Below are 17,265 nucleotides of genomic sequence, written 5' to 3' on the forward strand. Positions count from 1 at the left end.
AGTTTTTTTAAAATTTCTAAGATTCTAAGTCTTTTCTTAGTGACTTAGAATCTTAGCAATTTAATTAATAACCCATCGGAATCTCCATTAATAAAAATTTTGCGTCAGTGCTGGCTTTGATGTCCAATGTTTTGAAATCGGTTATACCTAAACCATCACGGGTTTCCAATTCCTGACCGTCAATAGTTATGTTTCCGGAGATTACAAAAGCATAAAGACCGTTTCCTTCTTTTTTTAATTCATATTGTTTTTCAAATCCAGCTTCAAAATCAGCCAAATGAAACCAGGCATCCTGATAAATCCAGACTCCTGCATCATCAGGATTTGGAGATAATATTTGGGCAAAATTGTTTTTTTGCTCAGCAGTGTCCAAAGTGATCTGCTGGTAACGAGGTTCCACATTTCTCACTTTTGGAAATAACCAGATTTGAAAAAGTTTTGTTCTTTGGTCAGCATTTGGATTGAATTCACTGTGCTGAATTCCAGTTCCTGCGCTCATTACCTGTACATCGCCGGTTTTGATAGTTTCAGCATTTCCCATACTGTCTTTGTGAGCTAAATCTCCTTCCAGCGGGATAGTAATAATTTCCATATTGTCGTGAGGATGTGTTCCAAAACCCATTCCCGCTGCTACGGTGTCATCGTTTAAAACGCGTAACGCTCCAAATTGTACTCTATCTGGATTGTACCAGCTTGCAAAACTAAAGCTGTGGTAAGCGTTTAACCATCCGTGATCTGCGTGTCCTCTTGTATCTGCTTTGTGTAAAACTGTAGTTGCCATGATATAAATGTTTAGTGATTTTTGTTATACAAATTTACGTCAGATGTAAGCAAAAAGCACTTAATGTAGATTAAGAAGTTATGCCAATGGTATTATTTAGCACTGTCAGCAAGTCTTATGAATTCAGCTTTATATCCGTCTTCATCATTAGATAAGCCTGATTTAGCTAGGTTTTTTATTTCTTCAATAGAGGTGTTTGTAATTAGCTTTGATTCTTTTAACTTTAAACCAAACCAAGCTACAGCAGTGCTGAATTTAAAATCCGAAGAGGCATTTCTTAATCCAATTGATGAATTAGTAATGGTTTGAATCATTTCTATGCTTTTTTCTCCATCGGGTTTTTTATATCTAAATTTTACGGTTGCCAGTTCATCATCATAGTTTACTGCTGCCGTTTTATTTTTCGTATATTTTAATTCATCAGGGATAAAATTACTTTTAACGCCTGTTGGAATTATTTCGTATAAGGCCGTAACCGTATGCCCGCTGCCTAATTCACCAGCATCAATTGCATCATTTTTAAAATCTTCAGCTTTCAGTTTTCGATTTTCATAACCAATCAGTCGATACGCCTGCACATGCTTTGGATTGAATTCTATTTGAATTTTTACATCTTTTGCAATAGCAAACATAGAACCTTTGAATTCTTTGCCTAGAAAACGGCTGGCTTCTTGCATGTTATCAATATAGGCGTAATTTCCATTTCCTTTATCCGCCAAAATTTCCATTTTACTATCTTTATAATTGCCCATTCCAAATCCTAAAACGGTTAAGAAAACTCCTGATTTTCGTTTTTCTACAATTAAATCTTCCATGTCTTTATCCGTAGAACTTCCAACATTGAAATCCCCGTCAGTTGCAATTATCACTCGATTATTTCCTTCTTTTATAAAGTTTTCTTCTGCCAGTTTATATGCTAATTCAATTCCTTCGCCGCCGGCAGTGCTTCCGCCGGCATGTAATTCGTCAAATGCATCCATAATAACTTTTTTTTCATCACCCGATGTTGGAGGCAAAACAACTCCGGCAGAACCAGCATAAACCACAATAGAAACCTTGTCTTTGGCTCTTAATTCTTTGACTAAAATCCGCATTGATTCTTTTAGCAGCGGCAGCTTATTTTCTTCATCCATTGATCCAGAAACATCAATAAGAAATACCAAATTGGATGTTGGTAAATTCGTCATTGGGATATTTTTTCCTTGTAAACCTATTTTTAATAATTTATGATTTTCATTCCATGGACAGGCGCTGTATTCCGTATTGATGGAGAAAGGATTACTGTCTTTAGGCTGAGGATAGCTGTATTTAAAAAAGTTCACCATTTCTTCTACGCGGACCGCATCTGCTGGAACTTTTTGCCCATTATTTATAAATCTTCGAATGTTGGTGTAAGAGGCATTATCGACGTCTATCGAAAAAGTGGAAAGAGGAGCTGTTTTTGGAGATTCAAAAGGGTTTTCTTCTACTTCTGCATAGCTTTCATCGTTCGTTTCGGCAGCAGGTGTTTCTAAAAATTCTTCGGCTGGTGCTTCACTCACAACGACTGCATCGACAGCAATCTCTTCTGTACTTTCTGCTTTTTTACAATTGGTTAATAATAGCAATACAAATGATACTAAAATAAAATGTTTTCTGTTCATTAGGAATGTTTTAGAAGTTAAAAAAGGGTGGTTTAAACAGGAATTAATCATCAAAAATTATAAACTGAATTGTTTTAATAATATTATATTTTAGTTGTTAAATCTTGTTAAATTATATTTGAATAGAATAGGAATGTACCTGCTCAATAGATTAAGAACTAAAGATATAATAATTTTAGTGCTATTTCCGCAGCATTTTACTTTTCATCTTACTAAAAAACTCAGGAGTTACTCCCAGATAAGAAGCAATTTGTTTTTGAGGGACACTATAAATTAAATTGGAGTATTTTTTGCAGAATTTATCAAAACGCTCTTCGGCGGTTAAACTTAAATTGTCCATTAACCGCTGTTGGTGTGCTACCAATGAATTTTCGGTTAAAATCCTGAAAAAACGCTCTAGCTGCGGTATTTCTTTGTACAGGATTTCCTGGTTCTCTTTGGATAATATTACCACTTCGGCATCTTCTATTACCTGAATAAAAAGGTTTCCAGGTTTTTGCGAAAGCAGACTGTACATATCACTTATCCACCAGCCGCTGGCCGCAAAACTTAAGACATGTTCTACAATATTGTCATTGATATTAAAACTTCGGATTACACCCGAATTAACAAAATAGGATTGTCTGCATATTTCGCCCGCATTGAGCAGAATAGTTTTGGCTTTGTATTGCTGTGTTTCTGTTTTGGACAGAAAAAGTTCCTGTTCTTCAGGAGTTAAAGTAACGTGCTTGCTGATGTTTTCGAGGATCGCCTTCATTCTCTCAAAAGTACAATTATTTAGCTGTCTATAAAATAATAAGCATAAAAAAACCTGCAGGGAACTCAGTTCCTGCAGGTCTTGGGAGAAGACATAATTATTTAACCTATAAAATATAAAAGTCTTCTTTGCTTTTTTTTGTTTGTATGCGATGTGTGTTCGACTCGAAATGCTCTGATGTATTGGAATATTCATCATTATATTCATTGACCATCTGCATTAAATTTTTCTCAATGTTTTTGGCAATTGCAGAAACAGGAGTATCAGTTGGTTTGTTTTCGAATGGATCCTGCAGATGAATTGCCATTTTTTCTACCAAGAAAAATGCTGCCGCTATTATAGTTACAAGTGGTATTTCTAACCATCGCAGCATGGTAGGTAAACTAAACGGCAGCAGTATGATGAATAAATAAATGGTCATGTGAATGTACAATCCGTATGTTGTTGGGAATATAGTAGTTTTTATACGTTCGCATTTTCCCATGTGGTCGCAGAAATTGGTCAGCGTTCTGTCTAATTCAATTTGCTGAAAAGCATTTATTTTTTCTTCACGGAGGGCATCTTTCAGGTCTTTTCCGTGCAGTATTAACAATGCATTAGGCACGTGCTTGTGTTTTTGAACATAATCAAATTCTTCTGGCGTTAATAACCCTTTGATGGGTTTGTATGCATTTTCCCCTCTCAAGGCATTTCCTAAAGCATAACACCACGCTGCTTGTCTTTTTGCCATTTTTTCAATGAAATTATTAGCCTCAATCGAAAAAATTGGGTCTTTGTAATAGGTAATAAGCTGTCTTATAAATGATCGTGAATCGTTGGTTACCGCTCCCCATACTATTCGTGCTTCCCACCAGCGGTCATAGGCCTGGTTGGATTTGAATGCAAGTAATAGTGAAATTACCGTTCCGATTACTGAAGGTATGGCTATCGGAATTTCGGTATTCAGTTCGGGATTAAGTCTGTGAAAAATATCAAAAAGGCAGGTGTATACCAATACTATTGCAAGTTCAAATTTAATTTTCCCTAATATATAGCTTAGCGGTATTTTCTTTTTTAGTAACATGATGCTTGTATTAAACGGTTTCTTCGTGCAGTGATAAAATTGGGATGTCAAAATGCTGATTTAATTGACTTTGTTTTTTGTTTTTAATTGTTGACCGTTCGGAGGTGCGGGTTTCAATTACAAAATCAATATCGTTTTTAGATAAAACTTCTTTTAGCAGAAAATGGATATATTCTGAAGTTTCCTGTTCTTTTTTTAAGACCTGACTGATTTTTTGCAGCGGAAACTGGTCCTGCATGTATTGCTGAATATCATCAATATTTAATCGGGAATAGACGTTTTCTAAATAAATTGCCTTGTTCAGCTGTGTAGTCTGATCGTTGATTAACCTTAAAATGGATATTTTTTGGTTCTCAATAATCTGCACCAAATTTGTATGTACCGTTTTTTTGCTTGTAATTACTGATTTGGTCAGCAGCACTAAATCAATAGAATGAAACTGCAGAAAGTTTTTTAAAAGTGGTGCAGTGATTCCGGACTGACGCTGGAATTCTAATTTGCAATTTGGAAAATCCGCAATTAAGTCACGGCAATTGTCTAATACGGCTAATTCTTTGTGGGTTATCTGGCTGTCTTGTTCTCTCAGGTATTGAGCTGCTGAGAACGAATTAATTTCATCAGTAACTAAAAAAAGAATGATTTTTACATTTTCATTTTTAGAATGATTAATGGCTGTTTTAACTGCTGCTATTGTGTCAGAAGTTAGTCGTGTAGGGATTAAAAAGTTTTTCATAAGTACGTTTGTTTTTTGTACTTACAAAGTAAATCCTGCTATATTAGAGCCAGTTTAAAAGAACATTAGAAAATTCTAAGAATTCACATTAGAATTTTTAATGTTGGTCTTTTTGAACAAAATAGTTACAATTGTCCCTTTGTTTTTTTCGGACTGGATCTGTAATTCACCATTGTGCATTCGGATGATTTTCATGGCTAATGGCAGTCCCAGTCCGTAACCAATATATTTACTGGCCTCTTTTCCTCTGAAAAAGGGTTCGTAAAGATGCGGAATATCTTCGGATGGAATTCCAATACCGATATCGCTGATTACAATTTTGATAATGTCCTTGGTTGCACTAAGATTAACAAAAACTTCCTTGTTGTCCGAGTATTTTACACCATTTGCGACAATGTTGTTGATAGCCAATTCCAATAAATTTTTATTGCATGGAATCGATAGATAATTACTGTCTTTTGCAGAAACATCCAGTTTGATGCTCACTTTATTATCTGGGAAGAAAGTGTCCAAATCTGTTTTTACTTCAAATAATAAATCGTCCATACGAACCACATTTTGGACTTGCTTAGTACCGTCGTAGCCGGTTTGGGTAAGTTTTAAAAGGCTTTCGGTCAGGCTTCCTAATTTTGACGACTGTCTGTAAATGTTTTCCAGTGAAGTGATGTATTCCTCTTTTTCTCTTTCTTTCAGAAGCATAATTTCCGCTTCGGCAATGATGGTCGTGATTGGTGTTTTTAGTTCGTGGGAAGCATTATTGATGAAGTTCGTCTGAATTTCAAAAGACGTTTCCAGCCGGTCCAGCATATCATTAAAAGTCGAAGTCAGATCGGCTATTTCGCCAGTGTTTCCTTCATTCTGCAGTCTTCGGGATAAGTTGGAAGCACTGATTCTTTTTACCTCCTTGGCAATATTCGAAACTGGAATGATTACTTTTTTGGCTAATAATCTTCCCAGAAATAAAGATATAATAAAGAATACGGCAATTCCAATAATCATAATTCTTGAAATATAAACCGTTGTCAGATGCCCTTTTCGGTCTACGGCTGCGATGATAACAATGTATCTTTGATCATTTTCAGTAAAAATCTGGCCTAAATAATATTTGTTGTCTATTTCAAAGGATTCTTTCCCGTTTTTTAAAACATTGGTATAAAACTCATTGGGTAAGTTTAATTTGGTATTGTATTCAAAAGTGTTCTGGCTGTTTACCTTAAGCACAAAATCTTCTTCTTGAATTAATTCTTCCAGCCCATTTTTTTTAAGCTGTTTGTAGTATTTAATTTTTTCAGGATCCTTTTGAAAATGAATAGAAGCAACAATTTTTGCACGGTCTTCCAGACGTTTCAAAAAGTAATATTGGTTGTTGCTTCTAAATAAGAAGAAAACCAAAACACAAAGCAGAATGGTACTGACAGTCGAAAGAATAACGTACGAATAAGTAATTTTCTTTTTTATATTATTCATTTTCAGTTTGTAATAAATAACCAAAACCTTTGATGGTCTGAATCATTTTGGTGTTATAAGGTTTGTCGATTTTTTTGCGAAGATAGTTAATATACACATCCACTACATTGGTGTTCATGTCAAAACTGATGTCCCAGACATTGTCAAGAATCTGATTTCGGGAAACGATTGTTCCTTTGTTTTTGGCCAAATAATAAAGCAGTCTGAATTCTTTGTGTGTTAGGAGAATAGGATTGCCGTTTCGGTGTACCATTTTGGTTTTGCCGTTTATTTCTAAATCTTCGAGTTTTATGATGTCTGGTTTTTGAGTATCGAGATTGGCTCTTCTTGCCAATGCCATTACTCTTGCATTGAGTTCGGTGAATTTAAACGGTTTTACCAAATAATCATCGGCTCCGTTTTCCAATCCGTTTACAATATTTTCAGAAGTTCCCAAAGCAGTCAACAAAAGGATGGGAACAAAGTTTTTGATTGCACGTAATCTTCGGCAGATTTCGATTCCGTTAACTTTCGGGAGCATAACATCCAGGATCACAACATCAAAATCGTTGTTCTGGATCATTTCCAAGGCAGTTTCTCCATCAAGACAGACACTTACCTCAAAGTTATTTTCGGTAAATCCTTTTCTTAAAACGGATAACAGATTGGGTTCGTCCTCAACAATCAATAATTTCATTTACAAGTGTTTGTTTTTGCAAACATAAAAAAATGTAAATGTAATTTTCAGTAAGTTGGGATTTCTTAAGGTTTTTTTTAGAAATTTTTTCGAAATGATGCTTTATTGTGCAGAAATTTTTTGCCACAAATTACACAAATGAGCACAAATTATAACTTGTTTTTTAATTTCACGAATTACTAAAGCTAATAGAATTTGTGACTCGAGCGATAGCGAACAGGCGTAGCAAATTTGATTTTATTTTTTTTGATATGATTAGCGATAATTAGTGCAATTGCTTCGCCTGTTCGCTATTGCTCGGGTTGTGGCTAACTTTTTTTTAAAGTTTAAATAGAATAATTTTTAAACATATAAATCCATAACAATCTTGAAAGGCGGATGTTAAACGAAGCCATAACTAAAATCACTGCAGTTATAATGCCAATGATTCGTAAATCGAATGTTTCGGCAAAAAACTGATGCGCAATCAAGTAAGTTGCAATTCCTTGCGCCACAGTCAGTCCATAGTTTACATACATCGCACCAAAAAAATAGCCAGGTTCTTTCTCGAATTTATAATGGCAGTGCGGGCAATATTGATTCATTTTTGGGAAACCAATATTAAAAAAGATATTTTTTTCGTTAAATACTTTTCCTTTATTACAATGCGGGCATTCGTTATTTAGGATTTGGACAAGTGTATGTGACATGGTTTTATTTTTTTCAAAGGTATTTCATATTCGTGTCACAGCTATTTTCTATATTCGCTAATTATAGCACAAAAAAGACATTGGTAATTATGAAAAAGTATCCTGTATATTCTATTGAACGGTTTAACTGCAATGCAGTTAGCAGTGATTTTTATATTAATACCTTCAAAAATCATTTAGCTCATCACAGTTTTGTCGAGGAACCGCATAGACATAATTCGTATGTGCTGGTGCTTTTTACCCATGGATCAGGCACACATGATATCGATTTTGATGTTTTCAGTATTAGACCTGGGAGTATGTTTTTCCTGCAGCCCGGGCAGATGCATCATTGGAGTTTATCTGATGATATTGATGGTTTTGTGGTTTTTTATTCGCAGGAAATGTACAATCTGTATTTTGGACAAAAAACTATAGAGGTATTTCCATTCTATTCTGCACTGGGAAATTCGCCCGAAATGATTTTTGATTCCAATGAATTGAATGGGATTCGGCCTTATTTTTATGCGATGCTGGAAGAATCTCAGGGAAATAGAATCATGAAACATGATAAAATTCTGAATCTATTGGATAGTATTCACATCGAAATTACAAGAAAATACAATGAGCAGTATGTTTTGGAAACCCATTCGTATAATTCAAGAATCAAGGATTTTTATCTGCTTCTGGAAAAACATTTCTGGACAGAAAAAGCACCTTCTTTTTATGCTTCCCAGCTTCACATCACGTTAAAGCATCTGAACAGAATCTGCAATGAAATCTTGAAAAAGACAACTACTCATGTCATTACCGACAGAATTATTCTGGAAGCCAAACGAATGCTGATGGATAAAAAAAGAACAGTCAGCGAAATTGCTTCTGAGTTAGGTTTCGATGACTATTCTTATTTTGTCCGATTGTTTAAAAAGAATGCAGGAATGACACCTACAGCTTTTCGGGTTTCTAAGAAATAATTAATAATAGGAATCAAGAGTTGAAAATCTATTTTTAATATCTCAAGGGTACATTCGAATCACGGCATTCGCTTTTAAAAGTTTCTGACACTAATTACACTAATCTGCACGAATTAAGATTAAGATTGCTATTTAATTACACAAAATATTCGAAACTGTAAAAGTTGTAAAAGTTGATATCAATTTTGATAAGAATTAGTGTTAATTGGTGAAATTCGTGTTTGTCTTTTTTTAAATGCGAATACCGTGCATTCGAATTCTTTGGGTCGTATTAATAATGTATTTTGACTAGTTTGGCAGCTTCTTTTGCTTTTGCTGTTATTTCTTCAATATTTGTATCAAGAGTGTCATTGACTAAAGCTACTCCCATGCGGCGGTAGGGTCTTGAGGTTGGTTTCCCAAAGATCCGGAAATCTGTTTTGGGTAAAGCTGCGATTTTTTCTATTCCTGTAAATGTTGGATTTCCCGAATTTTCCGAAGCTAGAATTACTGCACTGGCACCGGCTTTTTCTAATGTAATTTCAAAAATTGGCAGACTCAGAACAGCACGAAGATGCAGTTCGAATTCATTAAAGTTTTGAGTTCCTGCCAAAGTTACCATTCCGGTGTCGTGTGGCCTTGGAGATAATTCAGAAAAATAAACACCATCATCGGCAAGGAAAAATTCCACGCCAAAAAGTCCCGCTCCGCCTAGAGCTTCGGTCACTTTTTCGGCCATATCCTGTGCTTCGTATAAATCCTTTTCGGATACTTTTGCAGGCTGCCAGCTTTCCTGATAATCGCCTCGCTCCTGTCTGTGACCGATTGGCGCACAAAACAGGGTAGGATTGCCGTTTTGTACCACTGTCAATAAAGTGATTTCCGAATTGAATTTGACAAAGGCTTCGACAATCACTTCTACCACATCGCCACGGGAGCCTTCTACAGCATATTGCCAGGCTTTGTCGATATCGGCTGCAGTTTTTATCGTCGATTGTCCTTTTCCAGAGGATGACATTAATGGTTTTACTACGCAGGGCATTCCCACGGCTTCAACGCCTTTGTGTAATTCCTCGGCAGTTGTGGCATAGCGGTAATTAGCGGTTCGCAAACCCAGTTCTTTAGCTGCCAAATCACGGATTGCTTTTCTGTTCATCGTAAAGTTGGCCGCTTTCGCAGAAGGAACTACGGTAATCCCTTGTTTTTCGTAATCATAGAAACGCTCCGTTCTGATAGCTTCTATTTCTGGAACAATGAAATCAGGCTGGTGCTTGGCAACAATCCGATCCAAAGCTTCGCCATCAAGCATGTTGATGACTTCGTAACCATGTGCGACCTGCATAGCGGGTGCGTTTTCGTAGCTGTCAACAGCGATTACGGTCTGCCCGATGCGCTGTGCTGCGATTGTGAATTCTTTTCCTAATTCGCCTGAGCCGAGGAGGAGTATTTTCATTGAAAGTAGTTTAGTAGGTTTATGAGGATTATTGCCTTATCCAGTTGTAAATTATTGTAACAAAAATACGGTTTTGTGTGCGAATCTTTTGGAATATTTTCTGGTATTTGTTCGTTATTCTGAAAAATTTGAGCAGTTATGGTTTATCAGTTTTCCTGTCTGAGGGAAAGAGGCCAATGTTATTAAGTTAGGCTTATTTCACTCTCGCAAAGACGCTGAGACGCAAAGTTAAGATCGGATTCCTTTGCGTCTTAGTGCCTTTGTGAGAGCTGTATTTAAATGAAAACTTAGCAAGAAAATCTTAATTTAGTGGTGTATTTAAATAAAAAAAGTTTCAGATTTCAAGTGGTAAAACTTGAAATCTGAAACTTTTAAAACTTTAAACTATTTTTATTTATGCTGTTACTTCAGAGAAAGACAATGCTTCTTTAATTCTGCGTAATGCTTCTTTTAATAAATCATCGCTGGTTGCATAAGAGAAACGGATACAGTTTGGATTTCCAAAAGCATCTCCTGTTACTGTAGCAACGCAGGCTTCTGCTAAAAGATACATAGAAACGTCGTTTGCATCTTTGATTTCAGTTCCTTTTAATGTTTTTCCGAAGAAAGAAGAAACGTCTGGAAATACGTAGAAAGCTCCTTCTGGAACGTTAATTTTGATTCCTGGGATTTCTTTCAATAATCCAACCACTAAATCTCTGCGGCTATGGAAAGCCTGAACCATGTGGTTCAATACGCTTGGATCAGCATCTACAGCAGTAATTGTAGCACGCTGTGCCACAGAATTTGCTCCTGAAGTTACCTGCCCTTGGATTTTTGTACACGCTTTTGCGATGAATTCTGGTGCTCCAATGTAACCAATTCTGTATCCAGTCATAGCAAATGCTTTTGCTACTCCGTTTACGGTAATAGTTTTTTCTAACATTCCAGGGATTGAACCAATACTGCAGAAAGTTCCTGAGAAATTGATGTGCTCATAGATTTCGTCAGCAACTACATAGATATTTGGGTGTTTTTCCAATACTTTAGCCAATGCTGTCAATTCTTCTCTGCTGTAAACAGATCCAGAAGGATTACATGGAGAAGAGAACCACATCATTTTTGTTTTTGGTGTGATAGCTGCTTCCAATTGTTCTGGAGTGATTTTGAAATCAGTGTCTACAGAAGTTGGAACTTCTACAGGAACTCCGCCAGATAATTTTACGATTTCAAAATAAGAAACCCAGTAAGGTGCCGGTAAGATAACTTCGTCACCGTCGTTAAGCATTACCTGAGCAATGTTATATAAAGATTGTTTAGCTCCTGTTGAAACTACGATTTGTGATGGTTTGTAATCCAATCCGTTGTCTCTTTTGAATTTTCTGCAGATAGCTTCTTTTAAATCCTGGTATCCATCAACTGGAGAATAGGTGCTGTAGTTTTCATCGATTGCTTTTTTTGCAGCTTCTTTGATGAAATCTGGGGTGTTGAAATCTGGTTCACCCAAACTTAAACTGATGATGTCTTTTCCTTGCGCTTTTAATTCTCTTGCCAATGCAGCCATCGCTAATGTCTGCGATGTAGCTAAATTGTTAATTCTGTCTGAAAGTGGATTGCTCATTAAATTGTAAATTTTTTGGTTTATTCTCTATTAGATAATTATTATAATGCGGGCTTTAGTCCCAATGTTCTTAAGTGTTTGAAATGTGCAACAACAGCTGCAGTCATTGTTTTGTATTCGTAATAAGGTAATTGGCATTCCTTAGCCGTTTCTTTTACGATTTTTGCAATTTTACCATAATGAACATGGCTGATGTGCGGAAAAATATGATGTTCAATCTGATGGTTCAGACCGCCGGTATACCAGTTTACGATTTTGTTTTTTGGTGCAAAATTCACCGTGGTGAATAATTGGTGAATCGCCCAGGTGTTTTCCATTTCGCCAACTTCGTTTGGCTGTGGATTAGCAGCTTCGTCAACTACGTGTGCCAATTGAAATACAATACTAAGGATTAATCCGGCTGTGTAGTGCATAACAAAAAAACCAACGAGGACTTTCCACCAGGTGATACCAATGATCATTGGCAGCACAATCCAGATTCCCATATAAATGATTTTGGTGATGATTAATGTTGTCCAGAGTATTTTAGGACTTTTTGGCTCTCCGTACGATAATTTTCTTTTCAGGTAACTGCTCATTTGTTTAAAATCAGTTGTAATCGCCCAGTTAAAGGTCAATAAGCCATATAAAAATACAGCGTAATACTGCTGGAATCTATGGAATTTATGCCATTCAGCTTCTTTAGAAAAGCGCATGATTCTGCCTGCTTCCAAGTCTTCGTCATGACCGATTATATTAGTGTATGTATGGTGTAATACGTTATGCTGTACCTGCCAGTTATGTACGTTTCCAGCCAGGACATAAATAGTTCCTCCCATAAATTTATTAACCCAGCTTTTGGTAGAATACGATCCGTGATTAGCATCGTGCATAACGTTCATTCCTATTCCGGCCATTCCTATTCCCATAACAATAGTTAACAGTAAATGCACCCAAAAAGGCATGTCTAAAGTAAGTATCAAAAAGTAAGGAACAAGAAAAACAGTAAATAGAATTACGGTTTTTAAATGGATTTTCCAGTTACCTGTTTTCTCAATGTTATTTTCTTTAAAATAGCTGTTCACACGAGAATTTAATGTTCTGAAAAATTTTAAATTGTCTTGCTTAGCAAATGTAGGTGCTGTATTACTCATATAATTTTTTGAATGTTTGCAAAGGTAACTAATATAAATTTTCAACATACAATATTGAGTTAAATATTTATAAGTGAAAAGCAGTACTTTTGTTAAAAATTTTTAAGATGGACGAGATTATAAAGTATTTTCCCAACCTGTCTGATAACCAGATAGAACAGTTTCGAAAACTGGATTTTTTATACCACGATTGGAACGAAAAAATCAACGTTATTTCACGCAAGGATATTGACTCATTATACACCAAACATATATTGCATTCATTGGCTATTGCCAAAGTAAATAAGTTTGAACCGGGTACTTATGTACTGGATGTGGGAACAGGAGGCGGATTTCCCGGAATTCCATTAGCTATTCTTTTTCCAGAAACCCGTTTTTATCTTATAGATGTTATTGCGAAGAAGATTAAGGTGGTAAAAGCCGTTGCCGAAGCTTTGGAATTAAAAAATGTAAAAGCAGAGCAAATCCGAGCCGAAAATGTGAAAGGGGATTTTGATTTCATTGTAAGCCGTGCAGTGACCAATATGCCTGATTTTGTTTCGTGGATAAAAACCAAAATCAAGAAACAGCACAAACATGAACTTAAAAACGGAATTCTTTATCTGAAAGGCGGTGATTTAACCGAAGAACTGAAAGATTTCCCAAAAGCTACAGAATATAATATTGCTGATTTCTTTGAAGATGAATTTTTTGAAACCAAAAAAGTGGTGCATCTGCCATTGAAGTTTGTGGTGTAAAGTATCAAAGTTGAAAGAAAGATATTTAAAACCCCACAAAATTTCAAAATGCTTTGAATCTTGTGGGGTTAAATCTTAAATCGTTAATCTGCAATCATAAATCTTTTATTCTCCTAAAAACGGATATCTATAATCAGTTGGAGTTACAAAAGTTTCTTTGATAGTTCTTGGGGATGCCCAACGTAACAAGTTCAATGCAGAACCTGCTTTGTCATTAGTTCCGGAAGCTCTTGCTCCGCCAAAAGGCTGCATTCCTACGATTGCTCCTGTTGGTTTGTCATTGATATAGAAGTTTCCGGCTGCGTTTTGCAAAGCTGTAGTTACTTCTTCAATTGCATAACGATCCTGGCTGAAAACAGCTCCTGTCAAAGCATATTCAGAAGTAGTGTCAACTAATTTCAAAGTTTCTGACCATTGAGCATCTTCGTAAACATAAATCGTGATTACCGGTCCGAATAATTCGGTTTCCATAGTAGTGTATTTTGGATTTGTTGTTACAATGATTGTCGGCTCAACAAAATAACCAACGGATTTGTCGTAATTACCACCAACGATAATTTCAGCATCCGCATCTTTTTTGGCTTGGTCAATAAAACTTGCCAATTTATCAAAAGATCCTTCGTGAATAACTGCTGTAATAAAGTTTCCAAAATCTTCTGGAGATCCCATTTTCATAGATTTTGTATCTGTGATTAATTGTTCTTTTACAGCTGGCCATAAACTTTGCGGTATATACGCTCTTGAAGCTGCAGAACATTTTTGTCCTTGGAATTCAAATGCACCACGGATAATTCCTGTAGCTACTTGTTTAACATTGGCACTTGGATGCGCAATGATAAAGTCTTTACCGCCGGTTTCTCCAACAATTCTTGGGTATGTTTTGTAATGATGAATATTAGTTCCAATTTTTGCCCAGATATCTTTGAACACATGAGTTGAACCTGTAAAGTGGATTCCGGCAAAATCACGGCTTGCCAAAACAGTATCAGTAATCATTAAAGCATCTCCAAAAACAACGTTGATAACACCGTCTGGAACTCCTGCTTCTTTGAAAACATCGATTATAACTTTAGCGGAGAATACCTGACTGTCACTTGGTTTCCAAATCACAACATTCCCCATCATAGCAGCACTTGCAGGAAGATTTGCAGCGATTGCTGTAAAGTTAAACGGCGTAACCGCATAAACAAAACCTTCAAGCGGTCTGTATTCTAAACGGTTCCACATATCAGATGATGATTTTGGCTGATCAGCATAAATCTGAGTCATAAATTCTACGTTGAAACGTAAAAAATCGATTAATTCACATGCAGCGTCAATTTCGGCCTGGTGGATATTTTTGGATTGGGCAATCATTGTTGCCGCATTTATTTTTGCTCTGTAAGGACCAGCGATTAATTCGGCTGCTTTAAGGAAAATGGCCGCTCTTTGTTCCCAAGCCATATTTGCCCAAGCTTCTCTAGATTCTAATGCATTGGCAATGGCACTTTCAATATGTTTTTTTTCAGCTAAATGATACGTTCCAACAATATGTTTGTGATCGTGTGGAGCAGTCATGTTTCTGGTATTTCCAGTTCTGATTTCTTCGCTTCCGATGTATAATGGAACATCGATTGTAGAATTCCACATCGTTTTATAGGCTGATAAAACTGAGGCCTTTTCTGGAGAATTTGGAGCGTAACTTTTTACAGGCTCGTTTACCGCTTTGGGCACATTAAAAAATCCTTTTAGCATGTCTTTTGTAATTAATTAGTAAGCAATTAAATAATTTGATGCAAAAGTACAAAGGAAAGATTGAAATTATGCTAAAAATGTTATAATTAAAGTCAAATTAATTTAGTGCAAAAGGAGCGCACATTCTAAAAGTAGGAACAATTACTCTAAAAGATTTAGTAGTAGTAAAATTAATCATATTGAAATAACCTTTCATCGCACCATACGGAGATGATAATAAACAGCCGGAACTGTAAGTGTGCTGTTCGCCTGGTTTTAAAACTGGTTTTTTCCCAATAACGCCTTCTCCATCTACATATTCTAAATCATTTAAAGAATCGTAGATTTCCCAATGACGTGAAGTCAATTGAACAGAATCCTTACTGTGGTTCTCAATTGTAATTTCATAACTAAAGGCAAAATGTATCTTATAGTTTTTGAAGTACGTTCCCTCAAAACTAGTCAATACCGAAATTTTAATGCCTCTTGTTATTTGTGAAACCATGTTAATGAGCTAATTATGTGCTGTATGTCGGCAAATCTACAAAAAAAATGAATAATTTTTTTAAAATTTTTTAAAGTTTTCTAATTTGTTATATTTAATGAATTTGCAGCACCTTTACCAATAACTTTTACGTATCTGTCTGTGTTTTCTTTGTAGTAAACCAATACGGTATAATCGTTTTCTGTCTGATAGAAATTTCCATCAATTGCGTTCTCTGAATCGATTATTCCTTTATTATTTACCGTTAAATATTGATAGTTTGTAAATCCCTGTTTGATTAAAATTGCTTTTTCATAAATCCCTTTTTCAGTGTTAAAATCCATTTTATTTTCAGGAGTTGTACTGTAATTATTGAACATTCCCACTATATAAACAGAAGAATTCGGATTTACTAAAGGAGCTGAGAGGCTAAAATAAACCCATGAATAATCAGCTTCGATTGTGTTGTTTTCGCCGTCTAGTTTTCGGATCGAAAAATTACCGTTAAGATCAGAATAGCTGCTGTAAGGGAAACTGGCTTTGGCATTATTGGTAAATAAATGCGTGTTGTAAATACCGCTGTCGGAATTAACGAAACTCACATAATTATTTGCGTTTTTGATGTCTTTGGAATCAAAATTTAAAAATTCATTACCAGCCCAAAACTGCGTTTCCATATCGTATTTATAAACAAAAACATTGCCTAGGTTGTATTGCGGTACAATATTTTTAATTGCAGTATTGAAATTGCCGTTTTGCAGCAGTACTACTTTTAGATTTTGTGTTGGATTCTGTAATAAAAAATCGTCAGTGTTGATTTCGAAATTCAGATTGTGTTTTGAATAAATGTTTTTTACAGTTCTTGGTCTTTTTACTTTTAAAGCAACTGACACTTTATCTTCATATAATACAAAATATCTTTTCAAAACAACTTCTTTGTCGGAGTTTAAAATGGTCAGCACATAATTACCGCTTAATTTTATTTGTGTGTAATTATTCGGAATTGATAATTGGTAATGTGTAAAAATCTGTAATGTATTAAATGAATTGACATATTGTTGGATTTTTTGACTGTCAAAACCCGTTAGGTAATCACTTTTCGGAATATCGGTCGGCACCCAATTGTAATCGCAATGTGTAATTTCGAAGTAGTAATCGGCTTCATTACCAAATAAATCATCAAACTGAAAATCGAATGATTCACCTAATCTAAAAATGGGAACTACGTTTTGATTGTTTTGGACAAACGAAGCAGTTTTGATGTTGTACGGCGGAGGAATTTCGGTTTCGACTTGGGCGGTTACGCTCAGGCAAAGGAATGAAAGAAGTATAACGACTATTGATTTCATTGGCAGCTTTTGTTCAAAAATAGTAAATATACAAATTATTGTGAAAGCTAGTCTA

General features: G+C 35.6%; 16 protein-coding genes. 2 read left to right on the plus strand and 14 right to left on the minus strand.

Annotation, left to right across the window (positions count from 1 at the left end; translation table 11 throughout):
• Nucleotides 1-64: 64 nt before the first annotated feature.
• The 8 genes from IRZ80_RS10960 to IRZ80_RS10995 form a co-directional block, all read right to left on the minus strand.
• Nucleotides 65-781 (minus strand): pirin family protein, encoded by a 717-nt coding sequence (locus IRZ80_RS10960; RefSeq protein ID WP_194641608.1) that lies wholly within the window; start codon nucleotides 779-781, stop codon nucleotides 65-67.
• A 92-nt stretch (nucleotides 782-873) separates the two neighbouring features.
• Nucleotides 874-2,424 carry a vWA domain-containing protein gene (locus IRZ80_RS10965; RefSeq protein WP_194641609.1) on the minus strand — a complete coding sequence of 517 codons (1,551 nt, stop codon included), beginning with the start codon at nucleotides 2,422-2,424 and terminating at the stop codon, nucleotides 874-876.
• Between the two features lie 181 nt (nucleotides 2,425-2,605).
• The gene (locus IRZ80_RS10970; RefSeq protein ID WP_194641610.1) at nucleotides 2,606-3,181 is read right to left on the minus strand and encodes a Crp/Fnr family transcriptional regulator; all 576 of its coding nucleotides are present in this window, start codon (nucleotides 3,179-3,181) and stop codon (nucleotides 2,606-2,608) included.
• A gap of 106 nt (nucleotides 3,182-3,287) precedes the next feature.
• Nucleotides 3,288-4,244, minus strand: coding sequence for a bestrophin family protein (locus IRZ80_RS10975; RefSeq protein ID WP_194641611.1), 957 nt, complete (start codon nucleotides 4,242-4,244; stop codon nucleotides 3,288-3,290).
• A gap of 10 nt (nucleotides 4,245-4,254) precedes the next feature.
• On the minus strand, nucleotides 4,255-4,977 hold the full coding sequence (locus IRZ80_RS10980) for a hypothetical protein (protein ID WP_194641612.1): 723 nt from the start codon (nucleotides 4,975-4,977) through the stop codon (nucleotides 4,255-4,257).
• Nucleotides 4,978-5,052: 75 nt separating this feature from the next.
• Nucleotides 5,053-6,444: a sensor histidine kinase gene (locus IRZ80_RS10985; RefSeq protein ID WP_194641613.1), complete on the minus strand. Its 1,392-nt coding sequence runs from the start codon at nucleotides 6,442-6,444 to the stop codon at nucleotides 5,053-5,055.
• Nucleotides 6,437-7,120 carry a response regulator transcription factor gene (locus IRZ80_RS10990; RefSeq protein WP_194641614.1) on the minus strand — a complete coding sequence of 228 codons (684 nt, stop codon included), beginning with the start codon at nucleotides 7,118-7,120 and terminating at the stop codon, nucleotides 6,437-6,439. Before IRZ80_RS10990 ends, IRZ80_RS10985 begins: the two co-directional genes overlap by 8 nt.
• Before the next feature lie 326 nt (nucleotides 7,121-7,446).
• On the minus strand, nucleotides 7,447-7,809 hold the full coding sequence (locus IRZ80_RS10995) for a DUF983 domain-containing protein (RefSeq protein ID WP_194641615.1): 363 nt from the start codon (nucleotides 7,807-7,809) through the stop codon (nucleotides 7,447-7,449).
• An 89-nt stretch (nucleotides 7,810-7,898) separates the two neighbouring features.
• Here IRZ80_RS10995 and IRZ80_RS11000 point away from each other — a divergent pair, with 89 nt between their 5' ends.
• Entirely contained in the window at nucleotides 7,899-8,762 is an 864-nt protein-coding gene (locus IRZ80_RS11000) for a helix-turn-helix domain-containing protein (protein WP_194641616.1), read from the plus strand.
• Between the two features lie 271 nt (nucleotides 8,763-9,033).
• Here IRZ80_RS11000 and purT read toward each other — a convergent pair whose 3' ends face one another.
• From purT to IRZ80_RS11015, 3 genes are all read right to left on the minus strand, one after another.
• Nucleotides 9,034-10,194 (minus strand): formate-dependent phosphoribosylglycinamide formyltransferase, encoded by a 1,161-nt coding sequence (purT, locus tag IRZ80_RS11005; protein WP_194641617.1) that lies wholly within the window; start codon nucleotides 10,192-10,194, stop codon nucleotides 9,034-9,036.
• 394 nt (nucleotides 10,195-10,588) lie between these two features.
• Nucleotides 10,589-11,794, minus strand: coding sequence for a pyridoxal phosphate-dependent aminotransferase (locus IRZ80_RS11010; RefSeq protein ID WP_194641618.1), 1,206 nt, complete (start codon nucleotides 11,792-11,794; stop codon nucleotides 10,589-10,591).
• Nucleotides 11,795-11,835: 41 nt separating this feature from the next.
• Nucleotides 11,836-12,927 carry a fatty acid desaturase family protein gene (locus tag IRZ80_RS11015; protein ID WP_194641619.1) on the minus strand — a complete coding sequence of 364 codons (1,092 nt, stop codon included), beginning with the start codon at nucleotides 12,925-12,927 and terminating at the stop codon, nucleotides 11,836-11,838.
• A 107-nt stretch (nucleotides 12,928-13,034) separates the two neighbouring features.
• On the opposite strand from IRZ80_RS11015, the gene rsmG reads away from it, so the two are divergent.
• On the plus strand, nucleotides 13,035-13,664 hold the full coding sequence (gene rsmG / locus IRZ80_RS11020; protein WP_194641620.1) for a 16S rRNA (guanine(527)-N(7))-methyltransferase RsmG: 630 nt from the start codon (nucleotides 13,035-13,037) through the stop codon (nucleotides 13,662-13,664).
• 105 nt (nucleotides 13,665-13,769) lie between these two features.
• Here rsmG and pruA read toward each other — a convergent pair whose 3' ends face one another.
• The 3 genes from pruA to IRZ80_RS11035 all read right to left on the minus strand — a co-directional run bounded on the left by pruA (nucleotide 13,770) and on the right by IRZ80_RS11035 (nucleotide 17,210).
• The gene (pruA, locus tag IRZ80_RS11025; protein ID WP_194641621.1) at nucleotides 13,770-15,398 is read right to left on the minus strand and encodes an L-glutamate gamma-semialdehyde dehydrogenase; all 1,629 of its coding nucleotides are present in this window, start codon (nucleotides 15,396-15,398) and stop codon (nucleotides 13,770-13,772) included.
• Between the two features lie 97 nt (nucleotides 15,399-15,495).
• Entirely contained in the window at nucleotides 15,496-15,882 is a 387-nt protein-coding gene (apaG, locus tag IRZ80_RS11030) for a Co2+/Mg2+ efflux protein ApaG (protein WP_100842177.1), read from the minus strand.
• A gap of 80 nt (nucleotides 15,883-15,962) precedes the next feature.
• A complete protein-coding gene (locus IRZ80_RS11035) occupies nucleotides 15,963-17,210 on the minus strand; it encodes a DUF5103 domain-containing protein (protein WP_194641622.1) in 1,248 nt (415 codons plus the stop codon).
• Nucleotides 17,211-17,265: the final 55 nt, after the last annotated feature.

Source organism: Flavobacterium sp. HJJ, from assembly GCF_015351475.1.
Lineage (GTDB): Bacteria > Bacteroidota > Bacteroidia > Flavobacteriales > Flavobacteriaceae > Flavobacterium > Flavobacterium marginilacus.

Coding starts and splice junctions, on each gene's coding strand:
- IRZ80_RS10960 (WP_194641608.1), bottom strand. CDS start 781: ATGGCAACTACAGTTTTACACAAAGCAGATACAAGAGGACACGCAGAT.
- IRZ80_RS11010 (WP_194641618.1), bottom strand. CDS start 11,794: ATGAGCAATCCACTTTCAGACAGAATTAACAATTTAGCTACATCGCAG.
- apaG (WP_100842177.1), bottom strand. CDS start 15,882: ATGGTTTCACAAATAACAAGAGGCATTAAAATTTCGGTATTGACTAGT.
- IRZ80_RS11035 (WP_194641622.1), bottom strand. CDS start 17,210: ATGAAATCAATAGTCGTTATACTTCTTTCATTCCTTTGCCTGAGCGTA.
- rsmG (WP_194641620.1), top strand. CDS start 13,035: ATGGACGAGATTATAAAGTATTTTCCCAACCTGTCTGATAACCAGATA.
- IRZ80_RS10980 (WP_194641612.1), bottom strand. CDS start 4,977: ATGAAAAACTTTTTAATCCCTACACGACTAACTTCTGACACAATAGCA.
- pruA (WP_194641621.1), bottom strand. CDS start 15,398: ATGCTAAAAGGATTTTTTAATGTGCCCAAAGCGGTAAACGAGCCTGTA.
- IRZ80_RS10995 (WP_194641615.1), bottom strand. CDS start 7,809: ATGTCACATACACTTGTCCAAATCCTAAATAACGAATGCCCGCATTGT.
- purT (WP_194641617.1), bottom strand. CDS start 10,194: ATGAAAATACTCCTCCTCGGCTCAGGCGAATTAGGAAAAGAATTCACA.
- IRZ80_RS10985 (WP_194641613.1), bottom strand. CDS start 6,444: ATGAATAATATAAAAAAGAAAATTACTTATTCGTACGTTATTCTTTCG.
- IRZ80_RS10990 (WP_194641614.1), bottom strand. CDS start 7,120: ATGAAATTATTGATTGTTGAGGACGAACCCAATCTGTTATCCGTTTTA.
- IRZ80_RS11000 (WP_194641616.1), top strand. CDS start 7,899: ATGAAAAAGTATCCTGTATATTCTATTGAACGGTTTAACTGCAATGCA.
- IRZ80_RS10965 (WP_194641609.1), bottom strand. CDS start 2,424: ATGAACAGAAAACATTTTATTTTAGTATCATTTGTATTGCTATTATTA.
- IRZ80_RS10970 (WP_194641610.1), bottom strand. CDS start 3,181: ATGAAGGCGATCCTCGAAAACATCAGCAAGCACGTTACTTTAACTCCT.
- IRZ80_RS10975 (WP_194641611.1), bottom strand. CDS start 4,244: ATGTTACTAAAAAAGAAAATACCGCTAAGCTATATATTAGGGAAAATT.
- IRZ80_RS11015 (WP_194641619.1), bottom strand. CDS start 12,927: ATGAGTAATACAGCACCTACATTTGCTAAGCAAGACAATTTAAAATTT.